The organism is Dactylosporangium sucinum (assembly GCF_014647515.1).
Lineage (GTDB): Bacteria > Actinomycetota > Actinomycetes > Mycobacteriales > Micromonosporaceae > Dactylosporangium > Dactylosporangium sucinum.
This window is the reverse complement of sequence record NZ_BMPI01000042.1, coordinates 1-21,247: the sequence shown is the minus strand read 5'-3', so window position 1 is coordinate 21,247 and position 21,247 is coordinate 1. Positions and strand designations below refer to the sequence as shown.

Below are 21,247 nucleotides of genomic sequence, written 5' to 3'. Positions count from 1 at the left end.
CCGCCCAGGCCGACCGCGAGCAGCGGTCCCCACTGCGGATGGTCGAGGACGCCGACGATCAGCTCGAGCCCGCCGGTACGCATGGGGGAGACCAGGGCGCCGTCGACCTCCGCGGCGACGGAGACGACCCGGGTGAAGGCCGCCGCGACCGACGGGGCGTCGCGGACGTCGAGGACCACCCCGCCCACGTCGGACTTGTGGGCCAGCGACGGGCTGCTCACCTTGACCACGACCGGGAAGCCGACGCGGAAGGCCGCGGCCACCGCGTCGTCGGCGGTCCTCGCCAGCACCGCGGGCACGAGCGGCACCCCGAAGCGCCCCAGCACCTCCCGCGCGACGAACTCCGACATCGAACCCGGTAGGTCGACCGAAGCAACGTCGGCGGTATCGCGCGAGACGACAACCTGCGACCACCACAACGCCCGCGCAAGAGCGCGCAGGCCGTGGTGCACGCCCGGCAGGCTCCACTCGATGCCGAGCTCACGCTGCAGCAGCTCACGGGAAGGCGTCAGCTCGGCGTACGTCGTCTCCAGCAGGAGTACCGGCAGCGGCCCCGACGCCGACACCTCGCGCATGTCCGCGAACAGCCGCTCCAGCACCCGCGCCGCCGGAGTGCCCGGGTCGGGCAGGTCCAGCGCGACCACCACGAGGTCGATGGACCCGTCGGCGGCGAGGGCGTCGAGCAGCCGGCGGAACACCGACGGCTCGGTGACGAACGCGCCGGTGACGTCGAGCGGGTTCGACACCGCCACCGGCGTGCCGAGCACCTCGTCGACCTTCGCGCGGGTCGCCGGCTGCAGCGCCGGCAGGTCGACGCCGGCGGCCTGCGCCTCGTCGGCGATGAGCGTGCAGCGCCCGCCCGAGGGGGAGAGCACCGCGACCCGGTTGCCCGGGAGCCGGCCGGTCCGGGCGAGCAGCCCGGCGACGACGACGAGGTCCTCGAGGGAGTCGACCTCGACGACGCCGTGCTGGCGCAGCAGCCCGGCCAGGATCGCGTGGTCGTTGGCGAGCCCGCCGGTGTGGGCGGCGCTCACCCGCTGGCCGGCGTCGGTGCGCCCGACCTTGAGCAGCACGACCGGCACGCCGGCGGCGAGGGCGCGGGTGGCGGCGTCGAGGAACGCCCGGGGGCGGCGGACCGACTCGGCGAACACCGCGATGCACCGGCTGCGGCCGTCGTCGAGCAGCGCGTCGATGACGTCGGCGCAGTCGATGACGCTCTCGTTGCCGGTCGTCACCACGTGGCTGATGCCGACTCCGTGGGCGTTGGCGAGCCGCAGTACCGCACGGGAAAGCCCCCCGCTCTGGCTCACCACCGCGACCGTGCCCGGCGCGGGCAGCTGCAGGCCGGACGCGAGCATGCCCACGCCGTCGCACAGGTTGAGCAGGCCCAGGCTGTTGGGCCCGAGCACGCGCAGACCGGTCTCCGCGGCCAGCGCGGCGAGCTCGGCCTGCCGGCGCTGCCCGTCGGTGCCGGCCTCGGCGAACCCGGACGCGAGCACGACCGCGTTGCGCACCCCGATGTCGGTCGCCTCGCGCAGCGCCGGCAGCACCCGCTGGGCGCTCAGCACCACGAACGCGGTGTCGACATCGGACAGCTCGCCGATGCTGCGGGCGACCGGGCGGCCGAACTGCCGGCCGCCCTTCGGGTTGACCAGGTGGACCGGGCCGCCGCCGACGGTCTCGAGGTTGTGCAGCAGCGACCGGGTCCAGACCGAACCCTCCGAGGCACCGACGACGGCGATGCCGTTGGGACGAAGGAAACTCATGCCGCGACTCCAAAGTTCGGAACGAGCCCGAAGCCTCCGCGCTCCTCGAAGACGACGCGGACCGGCATGCCGATGTGGACCGACGACGGGTCGCAGCCCACGACGTTGCCGAACGCGCGGACGCCCTCGTCGAGGTCGATCCAGGCGATGACGTACGGCGTGGCGTCGGCGAAACCCGGCGCGGCGGCCCGGCCGTGCACGACGCTGAACGTGTAGACGGCGCCGTTGCCGCTCACCTCGTGCCAGGCGAGCGCGTCCGACGTGCCGCACGAGGGGCAGCGGTCGATGGGGAAGTGGTGCCAGCGCTCACACCGGTCGCAGCGCTGGAGCACGAGCCGGCGTTCCTGCGCCGCCGCCCAGTAGGGCGCGGCGAGGTCGCTGACGACGGGGATCGGGGGCGTCATCACAGCTGCCGCATGACCGAGCCGGCCCGGCTCCAGGGCATCAGCAGCCGGCCGATGAGCTGGACCACCACCGAGAACACCAGGCCGACGAGCGCGACGACGACGATGCCGACGTACGTCTGGCCGAGCACGAGCGTCGTGCGGCCCTGCTCGATGACGTGGCCGAGGCCGTTGCCGCCGAGCACGAACTCGACGCCGACCAGGATGAGCACCGACACGCCGGCCGCGATCCGCAGCCCCACGAAGATCTCCGGCAGCGCGGCCGGCAGCATCACGTGGCGGAACATCTGCCAGGTCGACAGGTTGAGCGTCACGCCCGCCTCCCGGTAGCCCTCCGGCACCGCGACCATGGCCGACATCGTGGAGATCCAGATGAAGAAGAACACGGTGACCGCGATCAGGGCCACGACCGGCAGCTCGCCGAAGCCGAAGACGGTGAGGAACACCGGCAACAGAGCCAGCTTCGGTACCGTGTACAGCGCGTTGAGCAGCGGGTCGAGCGCCGCGCGGATCGGCCGCCACAGCCCCATCGCCACCCCGAAGAGCGCACCGACGGCCGACCCGATGACGTAGCCGAGCCCGGTGCGGCGCAGGCTGGCCAGCAGGTCCGGCCAGAGCGTGTCGCGCTGCCACATGTCGCCCGCGGTGCGGATGATGTCCAGCGGCGACGGGTAGAGCCGCCGGTCGATCCAGCCGGCGTCGCAGGCGACCTGCCACAGCACGGCGAGCAGCAGCGGCACGCCGGCGCCGAGGGCGAGGTCGCGCAGCCGCAGCAGGCGCATCCAGCGCTCCGGGGCGAGCTCGTGGCGGCCCGGCGTGCGCAGGATCCGCTGCCGTTCGGCCCGCGTCAGGGTCTGGCTAGGCATCGGTACCTCCGGAAACGGTCGCCAGGTAGGCGTCGACCTCGTGCCGCAGGCAGTCCCACAGCTGCGCCTTGAGGTCGGCGAAGGCCGCCGAGTCGCGGACCGCGGCGGCGCGTGGCCGCTCGAACGGCACCTCGGTCGAGCGCACCACCCGGCCGGGCCGGGCGCTCATCACCACGACCCGGTCGCCGAGCAGGATGGCCTCCTCCAGGCTGTGCGTCACGAACACCACCGTGCGGCGGTCCCGCTGCCACAGCCCGAGCAGCTCCTCCTGGAGCACCTGGCGGAGCTGGGCGTCGAGCGCCGCGAACGGCTCGTCCATGAGCAGGATCTCCGGGTCGAGCGCGAAGGCCCGGGCGATGCCGACCCGCTGGCGCATGCCGCCGGAGAGGGTGCTGGGGTACGCCTTGCGGAACTCGGCCAGGCCGAGCTGGCCGAGCCAGTGGTCGGTGCGCTGCCGCGCCTCGGCCCGGCCGAAGCCGTTGACCTCCAGCGCGAAGCGGACGTTCTGCTCCACGGTCTTCCAGGGGTAGATGCCGTGGTCCTGGAAGACCATCGACAGCGGCACCTTGCCGTCACCGCGGGTGGCGATGGTGACCTCGCCGGCCGTGGGCCGCAGGATCCCGGCGACGATGCGCAGGAACGTGGACTTGCCGCAGCCGGACGGGCCGACGACGCAGACGAACTCGCCGTCGTCGATCGTGAGGTCGAGCGGGCCGAGGCCGGACACGGCGCCGAAGTCGCGCCGGACGCCTTCGGCGAGGATGGCGGCGGTCATGGTCAGCGCCCCTCGACGGCGTCGGTGTAGAAGGACCGGTCGACCAGCTCGGACTCGGCGATCGCGGTCTTGTAGTCGACCCGGCCGAGCTGCAGGAACCAGTCCTGCTCGCGCTGCGTGGTACCGGCGCGGATCTCCCAGTCGAAGACCAGCGACGGCGTGCCCTTGATCGCCTCCGCGGTGGCGCCGGTCGTCTCGGCGATGGCCTGCACGGCGGCGGGGTCGCTCTGGTAGTCCCCGGCGAGGTAGGTGTTGATGGTCCGCACGAGGGCCCGCACGAACGCCACGCCCGCGGCCCGCTTCTCGCCGACGAGCGCCGGGCCGAAGAAGAACCCGCCGAGCGGCTCGCCGGCCGGCTGGGTCGCGACGAGGACGTAGTTGCTGTCGTTGGCGATCGGCAGCCAGTAGGGGTCGACGAGCCAGGCCATGTCGGCGGCGCCGTTCTTCAGCGCGGTCACCTGGTCGGCGCTCGGGATCTTGACGATCTCGACGTCGTTGACCGAGATGCCGTTGCTCTTGAACGCCTCGGCCATCGGATACGTGGTCGAGCTGGTGAAGCCGACGTTGCTGGCCAGCTTCTTGCCCTTGAGCTGGGCCAGGTCGGGCTTGGCCGGGTCGGTGAACAGGCTCTTGCGGGCCCACAGGCCGGTCTGGGCCTTGGCCGGGTCGGCGGCGTCCGGCGGGTAGAAGTTGCCGGCGACCCACGTGAGGTCGATGTCCTTGTTCACGGCGTTGAAGAAGCCGGCCTCGAGCGAGCCGGTCGTGCCGTCGAGGTTGCCGGACAGCACCTGCGGCACCGAATCGGCGAAGGGCAGCACCACGATCTCGACGTCGAGGTTCTCCTTCTGGAACTCGCCCTTGCTCTGCGCGAGCAGCAGCGGCGCGATGAACTCGGCCTTGACCGCGGTGGCGAAGCGCAGCTTGACCGTCTGCGGCAGCGGCCGCGGGCCGGGCAGGCCCTTGTCGCACCGGGCGACCGGGCGCTTGGCGTCGCGGTTGGCCGGGTCGGACCTGCCCCCGGCGCCGCACGGGCTGCCGGCGACGGTCGACTCGGCGACGGGGGTGCCGCCACCGCCGTTGCACGCTGAGGACAACAGCAGGGCGGTGAGGACGGTCGCGGCGGTGAGAGCGGACCTGCGGGACATGGCGGTCTCCTTTCGGCCGTCTCGTTCCTATCAGCGGTCACTCTCTTGGTCAAGCGCTTGTTTGATCACCGGGATCCGGCGACGCTGGAGCGATGCAGACGCCAGTCGGGCCGGCGGCCCGGTACTTCGAGGACTTCACCGTCGACGAGGAGTTCGTCACCCAGGGCCGCACGGTGACCCAGACCGACCTCACGTTCTGGTCGATGTTCACCGGCGACTTCAACCCGATCCACGTCGACAGCGCTTTCGCGCGCGAGCACAGCCCGTTCGGCACGGTGGTGCCGCAGGGCCTGCTCGCCGTCGCCATCGCCTCCGGCCTGCAGGAACGCCTCGGCATCTTCGCCGGGACGGGGCAGGCGATGCTCGGCCAGACGATCACCTTCGTGGCCGCCGTGGTCGTCGGCGACACGGTGCGGGTGCGGATGGCGGTGCGCACGCTGACGCCGTCGCGCCGGCCTCTTGTCGGGCGGGTCGGATTTGACTATGCGATCGAGGTTGTCGAGCGGGGCGTGACCGCGGTAACCGGCACCCTTGACGTGCTCTGCCTGCGGCGAGAGCCTTCGGCCGGGCCCGGCGACGCCGTCTAGTCAAGCAATCGCTTGTTTAATAGAGTGAGGCGCATGCCAACCTTCGACCCGAAGCAGTTCCGGCAGGTGCTGGGGCACTACCCGACGGGGGTCACCGTCATCACGGCGTGCGGCGACGACGGCGTGCCGGTCGGCATGGCGGTCGGCTCGTTCACCTCGGTCTCGCTCGACCCGCCGCTGGTCGCGTTCTTCCCGGACAAGAGCTCCACCACGTTCCCGAAGATCCGCGCGGCCGGCGCGTTCTGCGTCAACGTCCTCGCCGCCGACCAGGAGCACATCTGCCGGGCGATGGCGGCCAAGGGCGCGGACAAGTTCGCCGGGATCGCCTGGCGGCGGCTGCCGTCCGGCGCTCCGGTGCTCGACGGTGCGGTCGCCTGGATCGACTGCGAGCTGGACGTGCTGCACGAGGCGGGCGACCACTACATCGCCGTGGGGCGGGTCCTCGGCCTCGACGTCGCGCGGCCCTCGCTGCCGCTGGTGTTCTTCCAGGGCGGCTACGGCCGGTTCGCCCCGATGTCGCTGACCGCGCCGGCCGAGCCCGACCTGGCCGAGCTGCTGTGGCAGGTCGACCTGGCCCGGCCGACGATGGAGCAGGTCGCCGCCGACCTCGGGGTGGAGTGCCTGGCCACCGCCCTGGTCGGGGGTGAGCTGGCGATCCTCGCCTGCACCGGGCGCCCGAACGGTCGTTCGGTGCCGACCCGGGTCGGCCAGCGCATCCCGTTCGTCCCGCCGCTCGGCGGCCCGTTCGTCGCCTGGGCCGGCGAGGCCGCCGTGGCGGAGTGGCTGGCCCGGCTCGGGCCGGGCGCCGCCCTGTCGGACGTGCAGCGGCACCGGCAGGTGCTGGCCCGCGTGCAGGAGCGCGGCTGGTCGCTCGGGCTGGGCAGCGCGTCGCACCGGGAGCTCGAGGTGGCCCTGGCCCTGCTGCCGCTGCGCGGGCCGCGGGAGCAGGAGTGGCAGCACGTCCGGCGGGTGGTCGACCGGCTCGGCGGGGAGTACGAGCCGGAGGACCTCGGTGCCCGCGCGACCTACCAGGTGCGCAACCTCAACGTGCCGGTGTTCGGGCCGGACGGCGACGTGGTGCTGCTGCTGAGCATCTACGGGCTGCCGCACGAGTCCTCGCTGGCGGACGTGTACCGGTACCGCGACCGGATGCTGCTGGCCGCGGACGCCGTGACCGCGGCGCTCGGCGGCCGCCGTCCGGTTCCGGCCTGACGCGGCGCTCGGCGGCCGCCGTCCGGTTCCGGCCGGACGTCGCGCTCGGCGGCCGCCGTCCGGTTGCGGCCGCCATGCCGCGCTTCGCACAGACGTTGGTCGATCTACCTGGGTAGATCGACCAACGTCGGCGAACGCTTCAGCGAGTCGGCTGGTTCGACAGCCGCGAACCGGGGAACGGCGCCAGCAGCCCCTCCTGCCACGGCCCGGTGAGGAACTCCCGGGCCGTGCGGCGCCACTGCAGCAGCCGCTCGTCGCCGGGCACCTCGTCGTCGAGCCCGAGCGCGGCGTCGTACGCCCGCTGCACCGCCAGGTGCGAGTCCATGTCGGTGCCCCAGAACGTGACCACCTCGGAGTCGTTCAGCAGTACCTCGTACAGTCCGACCAGGCGGTGGTTGTAGTCGGCGAGGATCGGGGCCCGCTGCTCGCGCACGGCGGCCAGGTAGTCCAGGGCGGCGCCGGGGCGCACGGTCGCCACGTCGTAGAGGAAGAACGGCGCCGTGTAGCCCTCCGCCCGCAGCCCCTGCAGGTCCGGGGTGCCCGGCACCCCGCCCATCGGCCGGGAGTAGGCGTGGTGGCGCATGCCGTCGATGTTCGACAGGAACAGCCGCGGGTCGACGTTGCCGTAGATGTCGAGCATCTGCCGCCAGCCGCCGTCCCAGCCGCCGATGCAGTCCCACAGCGTCACGGCCTTGAACTGCACGTGCCCGGTGATGCCGACGGCGTAGAACGCGCCGACGAGGTCGATGTCGTGGGAGCGGACCGACATCCCGCTGGTGAGCTCGGCGTCGCCGGTCGTGCGGTCCTCGTCGGCCCGCTTGTAGCCGGTCAGCCAGCGCAGGTAGTCCAACGGGCGCTGGGAGTGCATGGGATGGAAGTAGACCTCTTCGAGCAGGTAGATGCCCCGGTGCACGGCGGTTGCCTCCTTGACCTAACGCTTGATTGGCTCAACCCTAAGCTCACCGGAATTTGGGGGTCAACGCCCAACCAAGCGTTTGGTAGGATCTCGTCATGCGGTTCGGCGTCAACCTCGGTCTGCTGCACCCCGCCGTCTGGAGCGACGTCGCCGTCGCGGCCGACGAGCTCGGCTACGAGTCCGTCTGGATTCCCGAACATCTCGTCTTCACCACCGACATGGCCGACTCGGCGTACCCGGGCGCGGCCGACGGCGCGCCGCCCGTCCCGCCGGACACCCCGCTGTTCGACGCGCCGGCGTTCCTGGCCGCCATCGCCGCCCGGACCCACCGGATCAAGCTCGGCACGTACGTCTACCTCTTCGGCCTGCGCCACCCGCTCGTCGCCGCCCGGGCGTTCGGCACCCTCGACTGGATCTCCGGGGGCCGGGCGCTCGTCGGGGTCGGCGCCGGCTGGCTGGCCGCCGAGTGGCGGGCCGTCGAGCTGGACTTCGCCGACCGCGGCAAGCGCCTCGACGAGGCGATCGAGGTCGCCAAGCGGCTGTGGACGGAGCCGGTCGTCAACCACCACGGGCGCTTCTACTCGTTCGACAACGTGGTGTTCGCCCCGAAGCCCGTCGCGCAGCCGCACCCGCCGCTGCTGGCCGGCGGCGAGGGCGCCGTGTCGCTGCGCCGGGCGGTGCGGCTGTGTGACGGCTGGATCAGCATGCCGCACACGCTGGCGAGCGCCACGCCGCAGGTCGAGGCGCTCCACCAGCAGCTGGAGTCGGCGGGGCGCGATCCGGCCGGCTTCCAGACCACGGTCAGCGCGTTCGAGGCCACGCCGGAGGAGGTACCGCGCTTCGCCGCGCTCGGCGTGCACCGGCTGATCGTGCGCCCGGCCACCCGCTCCCGCGACGCCGTGCGCCAGCTGACCGAGTTCGCCGACCGGTACGGCATCCGATGACGGACCCGGAGGTGCTTCCGGCGGCGCTCGCCTTCGGCCGGCTCGACTTCACCAACCCGTCGGTGCTGCGCCGTGCGGCTCCGGCCGTTGCCGACGGGGTCGCCGTCCTCGACGTCGGCCCCGGCGTGCGCGTCCACCGGCCCGCCGACGCCGGCGGCGCCCTGCCCGTCGTCGTGTGGTGTCACGCCGGCGGCTTCTGCATCGGCTCGGCCGCCGACGACGACCGGCTCTGCGCGCGGCTCGCCACCGGCGCCGACGCGATCGTGGTCGCCGTCGACTACCGGCTCGCGCCCGAGCACCCGTACCCGGCCGCGCTCGACGACGGCTACACCGTGCTCACCTGGCTCGCCTCCGGCGGCCTGCCGGGCGCCGACCCGGCCCGGATCGCCGTCGCGGGCGCCAGCGCCGGTGGCGGGCTGGCCGCCGGGCTCGCCCTGCTGGCCCGCGACAGCGGCGGTCCGGCGCTGGCGTTCCAGCTGCTCACCCAGCCGGTCCTCGACGACCGGCTCGGCACGGCGTCGATGCGCGCGGGCGCCGGCGCGGCCGTGTTCAGCCGCGCCGACGCGGAGACCTGCTGGGCCCACTACCTCCGCGGTCTCAGGGGCGCTCCGGTACCGGTGTACGCCGCGCCGCTGCGCGCCACCGACCTGGCGGGCGTCGCCCCCGCGTACGTCCTCGCCGCCGGCCTGGACTGCCTGCGCGACGAGGCGATCGCGTACGCCCTCGCCATGCAGCGCGACGGCGTCCCGGTCGAGCTGCACGTCGTTCCGGGTGTGCCGCACGGCTTCGGCGCCGTAGCGCCCAAGGCCCGGGTGAGCCGGGCCGCCGTCGCCGAGTACGTGTCCGTGCTCCGGGCCGCACTGCACCGAGGGGAGCCGACGTGATCGAGCCGCACAACTGGGGCCGCTGGGGCGCCGACGACGAGCGGGGCACGCTCAACCTGCTGACCCCGGAGGTCGTGCTGGCGGCCATGGGCAGCGTCCGCCAGGGCCGCGTGGTGAGCCTGGCCCTGCCGATCCGCGGCTCGACGTCGAGCCCGGCCCGCCTGGGCGTGCCCCACCTCCCGGGCCGCCCGCTGCCGCAGCACTTCATGTCCGTCGACGGCGCCGACTACGCCGCGGGCGTCCGCCCGATCGGCCCCGGCGTGTGCGTCTGCGACGACGCCCTGGTGGTCTCCCCGCACGGCACGACCACGCACCTGGACGCGCTGTGCCACATGTGGACGGGCGACAAGCTCTACAACGGCCACGACGCGGCCCGCGTCCGCAGCTACGGCGCGACGCGCTGCGGCATCGACAAGGCGGGCGGCATCGTGACCCGCGGTGTCTTCCTGGACGTGGCCGCCGCGCTCGGCGTGCCCCACCTGGACGGCGGCTTCCGCATCGGCGCGGACCTGCTGGACGGCGCGGACATCCGGCCGGGCGACGCGGTGGTCATCCGCACCGGCTGGCCGCTGGTGCACGCGTCGGACCCCGGCCGCTACCAGCACCCGCAGCCCGGCCTGTCCTACGAGGCCGGCCTGTGGCTGGCCGAGCGCGACGTCGCCCTGGTCGCCATGGACAACGCGGCCATCGCCGCCCTGGACGACCACGGCCGCTGCACCGAGCCCCTGGAGGAGGACCTGCACCTGCTGTTCCTGTGGCGGCACGGCATCCACCTGCTGGAGATGCTGTGGCTGGAGGAGCTGGCCACCCTGGGTGCGACCGAGTTCCTGTTCATGCTGGCCCCGCTGACCGTCGAGGGCGGCACCGCCAGCCCGGTCAATCCCCTCGCCGTCCTGTAGGTCCGCCGGGCTCGCGTGATGACCCATGAGCGGGCCCGCGCCTTCGAGGGGTGGGCCGCAACGACTGCTGTCTATTGACAGGAACCCTTACAGCTTCTTACCGTGAGAGCGCTCTCGCGGATCCGCCCTCACCGACCGCGGAGTGCTTCTTCAGCATGCTCTGACGCTCCGGCCAAGCGTCGGAGAGCGTTTCCCGGGCCCGCCAGCCCGAAGCGCCTGTCCGCCAACCACTTCGAAAGTGAGGCGCCCCGTCATGCATCGTCTTCGCAGGGTGCTCCGCCGGGTCGCGGCGCTCGTCGTCGCGATACCCGCCGCCCTCGTCGTCGCCGGTACGCCGGCCCAGGCCATCGGGCCCAACCCGCTTCCCGTCACCGTCACCAACAACACCGGCCGCGGCGAGGCGGTCTTCCTCTACATCCTCGGCGTCAACCTGGCCACCGGGCGTCTCGGGTACGTGAACTCGGCCGGCACCTTCACCGCCTGGAGCGGCGGCGCCATCCCGCCCGCGCCCGCCCCGGACGTCTCGATCGCCGGGCCCGGCAACGGCGGCAGCACCACGATCCGGTTCCCGCGCGGGTTCTCCGGCCGGGTGTACTTCTCGCTCGGCGAGCGGATCAAATTCTTCCTGACCCCCGACGGCCTGGTCCAGCCGGCGCCCTGGGCGGCCGGCGACGCGAACCAGAACATCCTGTTCGACTGGAGCGAGTTCACCTACAACGACGCCGGCCTGTGGCTCAACAGCTCGCAGGTCGACATGTTCGCCATCCCGCACGCCGTCACCGTGACCGGCGCCAACGGCGTCACGAAGCGGACCGGCGACGTGGTGGCCAACGGGCGAACGAACGTCATCAACGCCATCAAGGCCCAGTCCGGATGGGCGAACACCGTCGACACCCGGGCCGACGGCACCGTCCTGCGGGTGCTCTCGCCCGGCAAGGCGGCCGGCGCGGGCCGGTTCAGCAGCACCTACCTCGACTCGTACATCACCTCCGCCTGGAACGCCTACACGAGCAAGACGCTGACCGTGGTGCCGTTCGCCGACCAGCCGAACACGCGGTACTTCGGGCGCACCAGCGGCAACGTCATGACCTTCACCAACTCGTCCGGCGCGGTGGTGGCCCAGTTCAACAAGCCCTCCAGCGCCAACGTGTGGGGCTGCGACGGCAACCTGGCCGCGCCCAACGACCTCGTCGTCGGGCCGATCTCGCGCACGCTCTGCGCCGCGCTCAACCGGGGCACGCTGGGCACGATCGACACCCAGCCGAGCCTCAACGCGGGCGACTTCTACAAGAGCAACCCGACCAACCAGTACGCGAAGATCATCCACGCGAACATGACCGACGGGAAGGCGTACGCGTTCGCCTTCGACGACGTGGGCGCGTTCGAGTCGCTGGTCAACGACGGCGACCCGCGCTCGGCGTCGATCATCCTCAGCCCGTTCACCGGCGGTGGCGGCGGTGGCGGCGGCCAGCCGGGCGCGAACGCCCTGGTCAACGCCAACGGTCCCTGCCTGGACGTTCGCTCCAGCGGTACCGCGAACGGCACGCCGGTGCAGATCTACACCTGCAACGGCACGGGTGCCCAGCAGTGGACCTACGTGGAGGCCGGCAGCACGCTGCGCGCGCTCGGCAAGTGCCTCGACATCCCGAACGGCGCCACGGCCAACGGCACGAAACTCCAGCTGTGGGACTGCAACGCGACGGGTGCGCAGGTGTTCATCAAGCGGGCCGACGGCTCGTTCTACAACCCGCAGGCCAACCGCTGCCTCGACGTCCCGAGCGGCTCGACCACGCCGGGCACCCAGGTCCAGATCTGGGACTGCAACGGCAGCAACGCCCAGCGCTGGACCCTCCTGACCTAACCCCCGCCGCGCCCTCGCCGGCCCCGTCGATCTTGCAGTTGTGGTGCCGCGACACGCCGCGATTGTCCCGGTTTGTCAACCACCACAACTGCAAGATCGGCGCGGAGGGGGTTTGGCGCTGCGACGGTGAACTCGGCACGTTCGGGTGAGATGTACCGCTTATCGGGGCCGATATCGTCAGGGCCGTGACGCAGGCGGCCCGGGTCTACGTGCTGGCCACCGCCGGCGTCGTCGCCCTCGGCGCGGCCTGGACCGCCGCCGGCACCGGCACCGGCGCGTTCGCATACGTCTTCGTCCCCGTCGGCGGGGTGTTCGCCACCGCGTCCGTCCAGCACTTGCTCCGCGGTGGAGGGCTCGACCCCGTCGCCCGGCGGTTCTGGCGCGGCCTGCTCGTCGCGTTCGCCGCGATGACCGTCGGCTACGGCTGGCTGGCCGTGGACATGCTCACCCACGCCGACCAGGCCCGCACGCGCAGCATGCCGGTGCCGGCGGCGGCGTGCGTGGCGATCGGGTTCGGCATCGCGATCTGGGCGGTCGGCCGGGTGCCCGTGGTCCCGGCGGGCGGCGCCGAGCGGTGGCGCATCGTCCTCGACCGCACGATCGCCTTCCTCGGCTGCGCGACCGTGCTCTGGTACCTCGGGCTGGCGCCGATGCTGTCGGCCCGCGAGCCGTGGAGCCGGCAGGCGATGCTGCTGGTCGGGCTGGCGTTCCTGGTCGCCGTCGGCGCCGCGACGAAGGTGTCCTACGTGGCCGGCGGCCCCGTCGACCGGGTGGCGATCCGGTGCGTCGCCGCGGCCGGTGGCGTCACCGCCGGGGTCGTGGCCGTGCTCGCGGTCTGGTTCGGGTACGACGCCGGCGTACCCACCGCGGCGATCGTGATGCCGCTCGCCCCGATGCTGGCCACCCTCGGCGTCGCGGCGCAGTCGCGCGGGAGCCGCGACCCGGGCCGGACCGGCGAGCTGCTGCCCTACCTGGCCGTGGCGGCGGCCGACCTGCCGCTGGTCGCGATCGCCTGCGGTGCGCCGCTGCGCTGGCCCGGTCGGGTCGCCGTGATCGCCGCCGTCGTGGTGACCGCGCTGGTGACGCTGCGGCAGCTCATCGCGTACCGCGAGAACGCCCGGCTGCTGCGCAACACGCGGCTGCAGGAGGAGCGGCTGCAGTACGAGGTCAGCCACGACGGCCTGACCGGGCTGGCCAACCGGGCACTGTTCCGCGAGCGGCTGGCGACGGCCCTGGCCACGACGGGCCGGGCGGCGGTGCTGCTCGTCGACCTCGACGACTTCAAGGCCGTCAACGACCTGCTCGGCCACGGCGTGGGCGACCGGCTGCTCGTCTCCGTCGCGCAGCTGCTGCGGGCCGAGACCGGGGACGCCGGCCTGCCGGTGCGGGTCGGCGGCGACGAGTTCGCCGTCCTGCTCACCGGCGCCGAGGCGGACCCCGAGGAGCTGGCCGGCCGGCTGCTGGCCGCGCTCAGCCGGCCGATCAGCGAGCACCGCCTGCTCGTGCAGGCCAGCATCGGGATCGCCGACGCCGGCCCGCACCGCCCGGGCGCGACCGTCGACTCGGTGCTCCGCGACGCCGACGTCGCGATGTACACGGCCAAGCAGCGCGGCAAGGCGGGCTTCGTGCGCTACGTCGACGGCCTGGGCGAACCCGTCCTGGCCCACATGCAGCTCGGCGGCGAGCTGCGCCGCGCCCTCGACAACGACGAGCTGCAGGTCGTCTACCAGCCGATCCTGCGGCTCGAGGACCAGCGGGTGACCGGCGTCGAGGCGCTGGTCCGCTGGCAGCACCCGACCCGCGGCGCGATCCGCCCGGCCGAGTTCATCCCGGCCGCCGAGCAGACCGGCCTCATCGTGCCGCTGGGCCGGTTCGTGCTGCGCGAGGCGTGCCGCCAGGCGGCCGCGTGGTCGGCCGAGTTCGGGCCGGACGCGCTGCCCGAGGCGGGGGTGAACGTGTCCGCGCGGCAGCTGCACGACCCCGACTTCGTGGCCGACGTCGCCGCCGCGCTCGCCGACAGCGGGCTGCCCTGCGAGCGGCTGGTGCTCGAGGTGACCGAGTCGGCGGTGCTGCGCGGCCAGCAGGTCTCCCGGACGCTGTTCGAGCTCGACCGCATGGGCATCCGCCTCGCCCTGGACGACTTCGGTACCGGCGAATCGTCGCTGAGCCTGCTGCGGGCGTTCCCGGCGACGATCGTCAAGCTGGACAAGTCCTTCGTCGACGGCATCGAGATCGACGACGGCCAGCCGGCCGCCGCGGACGCCCGGCGGGCGGTGGCCCGCGCCGTGATCCAGCTCGCCCACGCGCTCGGCCTCGCCACCGTCGCCGAAGGGGTCGAGAGCCCCGAGCAGGCGGCCGTGCTCCGCGAGCTCGGCTACACGCTGGGCCAGGGCTACCACCTGGCCCAGCCGATGACCGCCGAGGACGTGTCGCGCCTGCTGGCCCGCCAGCGCCTAGACGATCGGGTAGCCGCCCCCGCCATGGGCCTCGTCGAGGGCGTCGTAGTCGGGGGTGAACCCGCGTCGCGGTAGCGCGCCGGTGAAGACGACGTGGCTCGGCTTCTTGTACGACGCGATCCGCTCCCGCACGTGGGCGACCACGTCCTCGGCGGTCAACGAGGGGTCCGACGCGACAACGACGGCCTTCACGGTCTGGCCCCACCGCTCGTCCGGCACGCCGATGACCGCGGCCTCCTTGATGCCGGGATGGGTGGTCAGGGCCCGCTCCACCTCGGCCGGGTAGACGTTCTCGCCGCCCGACTTGATCATGCGTAGCTTCGGGCCGATGAACGTGATCGTGCCGTCGCTCTCCCGGCGGGCCAGGTCGCCGGTGTGGTGCCACCCGCCGGCCTGCTTCGCCGCGTTGAGCTCGGCCCGGTTCCAGTACCCGCTGAACATGATCGGCCCCCGGGCGACCATCTCGCCGACCTCGCCGGCCGGCACCTCGGCCCCGCCGGCGTCGACGATGCGCACCTGCGCGAACGGCGACGGCCGGCCGTGCGAGCCGAGCGCGCCGAGCCCCAGGCCGGTGAACGTGAGCATGCCGGCCACCTCGGACTGGCCGTAGCCGCCGAGCGCGCGGCCCCAGGGGCTCTCGTCGACCGTGATCATCGCGTTCCACGCGTCGCTGCCGGCGCTGAAGTGCAGGCTGGACAGGTCGCGCCGCGCTTTGCCGTCCTCCCCGGTGTTCGCCTCGACCAGCTGGTCGAGCATCGGGCCGTAGAGGAACGCCGACGTGCACCGCTCCCGTTCGATGAGGCGGCAGACCTCGGCCGGCACGAAGCCCGGCGTGAACACGTTGGTGCCGCCCAGGTGGAACGTGGCGAGGCAGAACATCATCGTGCCGACGTGGAACAGCGGGCCGGAGTTGAGGTACGTGAAGCCGGGCTCGATCTGGCGGATCCAGCCGATCGACACGCTGTGGGCGAGCAGCGCCGTGTGGGACAGCAGGGCCGCGTTCGGCCGGCCGTCGAACGCGGCGGTGTAGAGCGCCAGCACGGGCAGGCCGGGGTCGACGGACCGCTCGTCGTCGGTCGGGGAAGCCGCGTCGAGCCACGCCCGGTACTCGTCGCCGGCCTCGATGAACCGCGCGTCCCGGACCTCGCGGGCCGCGTCGCCCAGCGCCGACTGCCAGACGACGACCCGCGGGTCCAGGTCGCCCAGCACGAACCGCAGCTCGTCGGCCGACTGCCGGGCGTTGGCCGGGCAGAGCACGGCGCCGAGCTTGGCGCAGCCGAGCAGCAGCTCGAGCACCCGGGCCGAGGTCTGCCCGAGCCACAGCACGCGGTCGCCGGTCCCGACGCCCGCGGCGGCGAGCGCGTTCGCGACCCGGTTCGCGCGGTCGTCGAGGTCCACGTAGGACAGCCGCTCGTCGCCGTCCACCGCGGCGGTCCCGCCCGGGCGGCTGCGGCGGTGCTCGCGCGCCAGGTCGCCCAGTGTGAGCCGATGGACCGTATCCATACCCTGCCTCCTAGTAGGCGCCCTGCTGCGCGAAGATCTGCCGCGGGTTGGCGACCATCATCGTGTGGATCTGCTCCTCGGTGACCCCGCGGGCGCGCAGCGCCGGCAGGACGTCCTGGGAGATGTGCAGCATGTGGTAGTTGGGGAACATCTGCCGCTGCTTGACGGCGTCGATGCGGTCGCTGAAGCAGAACGCGTCGTGCGAGAGCACCATCCGGTCGGCGTGGCCGCGCTCGCACAGCGTCGCCACCGTGGCCACCCGGGTCTCGAACGGGCAGATGCTGTCGATGCCGAAGCGGTCCATGCCGAGGTACGACCCGGCGGCGATCAGCTCCTCGAGGTAGCCGATGTCGGTCGAGTCGCCGGCGTGGCCGATGACGACCCGGCTCAGGTCGACGCCCTCCTCGGCGAAGATCTTCTGCTGGTCGAGGCCGCGCCGGGTGCTCGACTCGGTGTGCGTCGAGATCGGCGCGCCGGTCGCCCGGTGGGCCTGGGCGACCGCCCGCAGCACGCGCTCGACGCCCGGGGTCACACCCTGGTGGTCGGTGGCGCACTTGAGGATGCCGGCCCGCACGCCGGTCCGGCCGATGCCCTCGGTGATGTCGCGGACGAAGAACTCCACCATGCGGTCCGGGCCGCCGAAGATGGTGCCGGGCCCGCGGTGGGCGAAGTACCCGGGCAGCGTGTCGTAGGTGTAGACGCCCGTCGCGACGATGATGTTCACGTCGGTCAGCTCGGCGACCCGCTGGACGGCGGGCACGAACCGGCCGAGGCCGATCACCGTGAGGTCGACGATCGTGTCGATGCCGGCCCGCTTGAGCGCGTTGAGCTTGTCCGCGGCCTCCTGGGCCCGGGACATCTCGTCCCAGCCCTCGGGGATGTCGGGCCAGTTCCACAGGATCTCGGGGGAGAGGCCGAAGACGTGCTCGTGCATGAGGGTCGTGCCGAGCGTCTCCGCCGGCACGGGCCCCGTCACGGTGGCAACGGTGCCACTCATGCGGCCTCCACTTCGTTCCGGCCGCCTGAGTTCCATACTGAGCCCATGATGAGCGGCCTCCTCCGCTTCGCTCCGGAACCGCTCATGCCCGCGCGACGATCGGGAAGTCGGGGTGGTCGAAGACCTCGTTGATCCTGAGGCCGAGGTCGTCGGTCTGCTTGAACGGCGAGCCCGTGTACAGGGTGCCGGCGTCGAAGTACGTCCAGGCGAACGACAGCCGCGGGCTGGTGTGGACGTTGGGCGCGGCGCCGTGGACCGTCAGCGCGGTGTGGATGGTCGCGTCGCCGGGCTTGAGGTGCAGCGGCGGCGAGAGCTCCAGGTCGCCGAGCCACGGGTGCTGCTCGACCACGGCATCGCCGTCGCGGACGAACGAGCGCCCGAGCGGGCCGAAGCGGTGCGAGCGGTCGTAGAAGCGCAGCGAGCCCATGTCGGCCGGGGTGTCGACCAGGGCCATCCAGACGGTGAGCATGACGGCCCGGTCCATCGGGAACCAGGGGAAGTCCTGGTGGAACTGGGTGGCGCCGTGGGTGCCGCCGGCGGGCTCCTTGATGAGCAGGTTGTTGATCTGCAGCCGGACCTGCGGCTTGCCGGGCATGAGCCGGGCCGCGTTGTCGGCCATCACGGGCGAGAACACCGGCTGGGCGAAGTCGGGGTCGACCTCGGCGAGGCCGCGGTTCTGCCCGAAGGCCTGGGCCACGGCGGACACGGACACGGCGCCGCTGGGGCGGTGCAGCTCGTGCGCCTTGGCGGCCAGGCGCTCGACCAGGTCGCCGGAGACCAGAGCCGGTGCGTGGAGCCAGCCGTGCTCGGTGTAGAACTCAACCTCTTCGTCCCTGAGGCGGCGGACGGGGTCGGTCATGCGCCCTCCCTCTAAATGGTTTACGATACGACACGTAAAGGAAAGCAACGGAAGGAGCGCGATGTCAAGGGAGCGAGGCCGTCCCCGGGTGGCGACCACCGACGCCGCGGTGCTGGCGGCGACCCGGGAGCTGCTGGCCGAGGTCGGCTACGAGCGGCTGAGCTACGAGCTGGTGGCGCAGCGGGCCGGGGTGACCCGCCCGACGGTGTACCGCCGCTGGCCGTCCAAGGCCCTGCTGGTCTACGACGCGGCGTTCCCGGCCGACGACATCGCGCCGATCGGCGACAGCGGCGACTTCCGCCGTGACGTGCTGCGCCTGGTGGAGGCCGCGGTGCGGTCGTACTCGCGGCCGGAGACGCGCGCCGCCCTGCCCGGCCTGCTGCCGCTGTTCGAGCGCGGCTCCGAGCTGCGCGAGCACGCGCGGGACCCGCTGGAGGCGGCGGCCCGCGGCCAGTTCCGGGCCGTGGTCGAGGGCGCCGTCACGCGGGGCGAGGCCCCGGCGTCGACCGACCCGGACCTGCTCTTCGACGTCCTGGTCGGCGCCGTGGTCTTCCACCTGGTGTTCCGCGGCGGCGACCGCCCGGACCTGGCGACGGCCATCGTCGAGCTCGTCCTCGGCGCGCGGTGACATCACGTGCCGGCGAGGGCCTTGACGACCGGCAGGAAGTCGTCGAGGTCGCGGTCGTTGTGCAGGACGAAGTAGTTCAGGCCGTGCTCGTCGCGCCAGTACCGCAGCTTGTCGACGCGCTCCTCGACGCTGCCCAGCAGCACCTGCGGCGTCTCGGCCTGCGGGCCCACGTTGGCCGCGCTCCACTCACCGAGGCGGCTCGCCGCGCCGATCTGCTGCACGCTCGTGCCGACGTCCAGCGTGGTCCAGCGCTCGCCGGCCGCCTCGCGGACCAGGTCGATCTTGCGGACGAACGCGGCCACGCCGGCGTCGGCCTCCGACGGTGCGGTGCCGTCGGCGCGCACCTGGACGGCCAGGTTGATCGCGTCGGCCTCGCGGGCGGCCAGCCGGAGCATCGCCGGTCCGCCGCCGCCGAGCAGGATGCGCGGGTGCGGGCGCTGCTTCGGCAGCGGCTCCATGGCCAGCTCGTCGATGCGGTAGTGCTCGCCGGAGTACGAGAACGGGCCGCCGCGCCAGAGTCCCTTGAGGACGGTCAGCGCCTCGGCCAGGCGCGCCACCCGCACGGCCGGCGGGTCGAACGTCAGGCCCGCCTTGTCGTACTCCATCCGCATCCAGCCCGTGCCGATGCCCAGCTCCAGGCGGCCGTCGGAGAGCAGGTCGACGGTGGCCGCCTCCTTCGCCAGGGCCACCGGGTGCCGGTAGTCGTTGGAGAGCACCATCGTGCCCAGCCGCAGCCGGGTCGTGGCGCACGCGGCCGCGGTCAGCGCCGGCATCGGCGCGAAGCGCGGGCCGACGAAGTGGTCGGGGACGAAGAGGATGTCGAAGCCCGAGTCCTCCAGCATCCGGGCCTTCTCGGCCCAGGCTCTGGCCGAGTCGGCGAGCCGGACGACGGCTCCGAAGCGGAACTCCCGGCGGGTCATGCGGGCCTGCCTTCCGTTGCCTGGGATCGCGTCCACCGCTTGACCGCGGCGATCGCGGTGGCGGCGGCGTCGAGCGTGCCGAAGAGGGGGACGCCGGCGGCGACGGCGGCGGCGCCGATGCGGTCGGCCGCGTCGCCGGGGGCGGTGTCGAGGTTGCGCGCGGCCACGGTCACCCGGGCCGGCCCGGCCAGCTCGGGCAGCCGGCCCAGAAGGTCGACGAGCGGGGTGAGGTCGCCCGTGCCGTAGCTGAAGTAGCTCTGCACGTTGACGTGCAGCAGCACGTCCGGATAGGGCTGGCCGGCCAGGACGGGGCCGAGCACCCGTGCCGCCAGATCCGGTGCGGAGGCCGGCCCGATCGGCACCTCGACGGGGTTGCTGACGCTCGTTCCGGCGCCGAAGCCGTTCTCCCGCAACGCCTGCCGGGTCGCCGCCACGATCGGGGCGAGCGTCAGGCCGGCCCGGTCGCAGGCGTCGGTCGCCAGGACAGAGGCGCCGCCCCCGGGGCCCACCACCAGGACGTCGGAGCCGGCAGGAGCGGGGCGGTGCGCGTACACCTGCAGCATCCGCAGCACGCCCAGGAAGTCCTCCAGGGTGGACACCCGGATCGCGCCGGTGCCGGCGGCGATGGCGTCCCACAGGCGGTCGTCGCCCGCCAGCGAGCCGGTGTGCGAGGCGACCGCCTCGGCGCCCTGCCGGCTCAGGCCGCCGGGCAGGAGCACCACCGGCTTGCGGCCGGCGGCCCGGCGCAGCGCGCGGACCAGGCGGGCGCCGTCGCGCGGGCCCTCCAGGTAGGCGCCGACGACCTCGGTCTCCGGGTCGTCGACCAGCCACTCCAGCAGCTCGCCGGGCGCGACGTCGATGCCGTTGCCGAGGCTCACCACCCTGGCGAACCGGATGCCGCGCCGGCCGCCCGCCGTGGTGATGTCGCCGGCGAGGCCACCGCTCTGCGACAGGACGCTGACCGGGCCGGGCTCCAGGCTCTGGCCGAAGGTGAACACCTGCCGGCCGCGCGGCGCGTACGTGCCGAGGCAGTTGGGGCCGAGCAGCCGGGTCTTCGCCGAGCGCAGCGCGTCGAGCAGCTCCCGCTCGCGGTCGGCACCACCGGCGCCGGTCTCGCCGAAGCCGCCGCTGACGACCTGCACGAAGCGGGCCGCCCCGGCGGTGCCGGCGACGAGCGCCGGGGCCTGCGCGGCGGGGACGGTGACGAGGAGGTAGTCGACGCCGCCGGGGATGTCGGCGACCGAGGGCACCGCCGGCACCCCGTCGATCCGGTCGGCGGTCGGGTGGATCGCGAACAGGGTGCCGTCCGTCCAGCCGGCGGTCCGGTACGCCTGGAGGAACCGGTTCCCGAACCCCTGCTTGGTCGCCGAGGCCCCGGCGACCGCCACGGTGCGCGGGGAGAAGAGCGGCCCGAAGTCGGTAGCTGTTCCTGGCTCCGTGGGCTTCGCCCCCGGTTTCGTGGGGGGTTCCCACCCCACACCCCCCATGCGTCGCTGCGCGACGCACTCTTGCTCTGTTCCTGGCTCAGTGGGCTTCGCCCCCGGTTTCGTGGGGGGTTCCCACCCCACACTCCCCATGCGTCGCTGCGCGCCGCACTCTTGCTCTGTTCCTGGCTCCGTGGGCTT

At 73.2% G+C, this 21,247-nt stretch carries 19 protein-coding genes; 8 read left to right on the top strand and 11 right to left on the bottom strand.

Annotation, left to right across the window (positions count from 1 at the left end):
- The 5 genes from IEZ31_RS35000 to IEZ31_RS34980 all read right to left on the bottom strand — a co-directional run.
- On the bottom strand, nt 1–1,766 hold a 1,766-nt coding region (locus IEZ31_RS35000), incomplete at its 3' end, for an acetate--CoA ligase family protein (RefSeq protein WP_190254354.1).
- The gene (locus tag IEZ31_RS34995) at nt 1,763–2,170 is read right to left on the bottom strand and encodes a Zn-ribbon domain-containing OB-fold protein (protein WP_190254353.1); all 408 of its coding nucleotides are present in this window, start codon (nt 2,168–2,170) and stop codon (nt 1,763–1,765) included. The genes IEZ31_RS35000 and IEZ31_RS34995, both read right to left, overlap by 4 nt.
- Nucleotides 2,170–3,036 (bottom strand): ABC transporter permease, encoded by an 867-nt coding sequence (locus IEZ31_RS34990; protein WP_190254352.1) that lies wholly within the window; start codon nt 3,034–3,036, stop codon nt 2,170–2,172. The genes IEZ31_RS34995 and IEZ31_RS34990 overlap by 1 nt, the downstream gene beginning before the upstream one ends.
- Nucleotides 3,029–3,811: an ABC transporter ATP-binding protein gene (locus IEZ31_RS34985; protein WP_190254351.1), complete on the bottom strand. Its 783-nt coding sequence runs from the start codon at nt 3,809–3,811 to the stop codon at nt 3,029–3,031. The genes IEZ31_RS34990 and IEZ31_RS34985 overlap by 8 nt, the downstream gene beginning before the upstream one ends.
- A gap of 2 nt (nt 3,812–3,813) precedes the next feature.
- Nucleotides 3,814–4,956 (bottom strand): ABC transporter substrate-binding protein, encoded by a 1,143-nt coding sequence (locus IEZ31_RS34980; protein ID WP_190254350.1) that lies wholly within the window; start codon nt 4,954–4,956, stop codon nt 3,814–3,816.
- Between the two features lie 92 nt (nt 4,957–5,048).
- Here IEZ31_RS34980 and IEZ31_RS34975 point away from each other — a divergent pair, with 92 nt between their 5' ends.
- A complete protein-coding gene (locus IEZ31_RS34975) occupies nt 5,049–5,543 on the top strand; it encodes a MaoC/PaaZ C-terminal domain-containing protein (RefSeq protein WP_190254349.1) in 495 nt (164 codons plus the stop codon).
- A gap of 33 nt (nt 5,544–5,576) precedes the next feature.
- On the top strand, nt 5,577–6,755 hold the full coding sequence (locus IEZ31_RS34970) for a flavin reductase (protein WP_190254348.1): 1,179 nt from the start codon (nt 5,577–5,579) through the stop codon (nt 6,753–6,755).
- Between the two features lie 139 nt (nt 6,756–6,894).
- Here IEZ31_RS34970 and IEZ31_RS34965 read toward each other — a convergent pair whose 3' ends face one another.
- Nucleotides 6,895–7,668: a hypothetical protein gene (locus IEZ31_RS34965; RefSeq protein ID WP_190254347.1), complete on the bottom strand. Its 774-nt coding sequence runs from the start codon at nt 7,666–7,668 to the stop codon at nt 6,895–6,897.
- Between the two features lie 98 nt (nt 7,669–7,766).
- Between IEZ31_RS34965 and IEZ31_RS34960 the strand changes: the two genes are divergently transcribed.
- From IEZ31_RS34960 to IEZ31_RS34940, 5 genes are all read left to right on the top strand, one after another.
- Nucleotides 7,767–8,615: a TIGR03619 family F420-dependent LLM class oxidoreductase gene (locus IEZ31_RS34960; RefSeq protein WP_190254346.1), complete on the top strand. Its 849-nt coding sequence runs from the start codon at nt 7,767–7,769 to the stop codon at nt 8,613–8,615.
- Nucleotides 8,612–9,499 (top strand): alpha/beta hydrolase, encoded by an 888-nt coding sequence (locus tag IEZ31_RS34955; protein WP_190254345.1) that lies wholly within the window; start codon nt 8,612–8,614, stop codon nt 9,497–9,499. The genes IEZ31_RS34960 and IEZ31_RS34955 overlap by 4 nt, the downstream gene beginning before the upstream one ends.
- Nucleotides 9,496–10,398 carry a cyclase family protein gene (locus tag IEZ31_RS34950; protein WP_229836115.1) on the top strand — a complete coding sequence of 301 codons (903 nt, stop codon included), beginning with the start codon at nt 9,496–9,498 and terminating at the stop codon, nt 10,396–10,398. The genes IEZ31_RS34955 and IEZ31_RS34950 overlap by 4 nt, the downstream gene beginning before the upstream one ends.
- A 253-nt stretch (nt 10,399–10,651) precedes the next feature.
- Entirely contained in the window at nt 10,652–12,259 is a 1,608-nt protein-coding gene (locus IEZ31_RS34945) for a beta-1,3-glucanase family protein (RefSeq protein WP_190254344.1), read from the top strand.
- Nucleotides 12,260–12,444: 185 nt separating this feature from the next.
- On the top strand, nt 12,445–14,790 hold the full coding sequence (locus tag IEZ31_RS34940) for a putative bifunctional diguanylate cyclase/phosphodiesterase (RefSeq protein ID WP_190254343.1): 2,346 nt from the start codon (nt 12,445–12,447) through the stop codon (nt 14,788–14,790).
- On the opposite strand, the gene IEZ31_RS34935 is transcribed toward IEZ31_RS34940, so the two are convergent.
- The 3 genes from IEZ31_RS34935 to IEZ31_RS34925 all read right to left on the bottom strand — a co-directional run bounded on the left by IEZ31_RS34935 (nt 14,713) and on the right by IEZ31_RS34925 (nt 18,074).
- On the bottom strand, nt 14,713–16,218 hold the full coding sequence (locus IEZ31_RS34935) for an AMP-binding protein (RefSeq protein WP_190254342.1): 1,506 nt from the start codon (nt 16,216–16,218) through the stop codon (nt 14,713–14,715). The two genes, IEZ31_RS34940 and IEZ31_RS34935, sit on opposite strands and share 78 nt — an antisense overlap.
- Nucleotides 16,219–16,228: 10 nt before the next feature.
- Nucleotides 16,229–17,215 (bottom strand): phosphotriesterase family protein, encoded by a 987-nt coding sequence (locus IEZ31_RS34930; protein ID WP_190254341.1) that lies wholly within the window; start codon nt 17,213–17,215, stop codon nt 16,229–16,231.
- Nucleotides 17,216–17,297: 82 nt separating this feature from the next.
- The gene (locus tag IEZ31_RS34925) at nt 17,298–18,074 is read right to left on the bottom strand and encodes a phytanoyl-CoA dioxygenase family protein (protein WP_190254340.1); all 777 of its coding nucleotides are present in this window, start codon (nt 18,072–18,074) and stop codon (nt 17,298–17,300) included.
- Nucleotides 18,075–18,135: 61 nt separating this feature from the next.
- Between IEZ31_RS34925 and IEZ31_RS34920 the strand changes: the two genes are divergently transcribed.
- Nucleotides 18,136–18,702 (top strand): TetR/AcrR family transcriptional regulator, encoded by a 567-nt coding sequence (locus IEZ31_RS34920; protein ID WP_190254339.1) that lies wholly within the window; start codon nt 18,136–18,138, stop codon nt 18,700–18,702.
- 2 nt (nt 18,703–18,704) lie between these two features.
- Here IEZ31_RS34920 and IEZ31_RS34915 read toward each other — a convergent pair whose 3' ends face one another.
- Both IEZ31_RS34915 and IEZ31_RS34910 read right to left on the bottom strand, forming a co-directional pair.
- Nucleotides 18,705–19,622, bottom strand: a complete 918-nt coding sequence (locus IEZ31_RS34915; protein WP_190254338.1) for a TIGR03621 family F420-dependent LLM class oxidoreductase — start codon at nt 19,620–19,622, stop codon at nt 18,705–18,707.
- Nucleotides 19,619–21,010 (bottom strand): CoA-binding protein, encoded by a 1,392-nt coding sequence (locus IEZ31_RS34910; protein ID WP_190254337.1) that lies wholly within the window; start codon nt 21,008–21,010, stop codon nt 19,619–19,621. Before IEZ31_RS34910 ends, IEZ31_RS34915 begins: the two co-directional genes overlap by 4 nt.
- Nucleotides 21,011–21,247 lie beyond the last annotated feature (237 nt).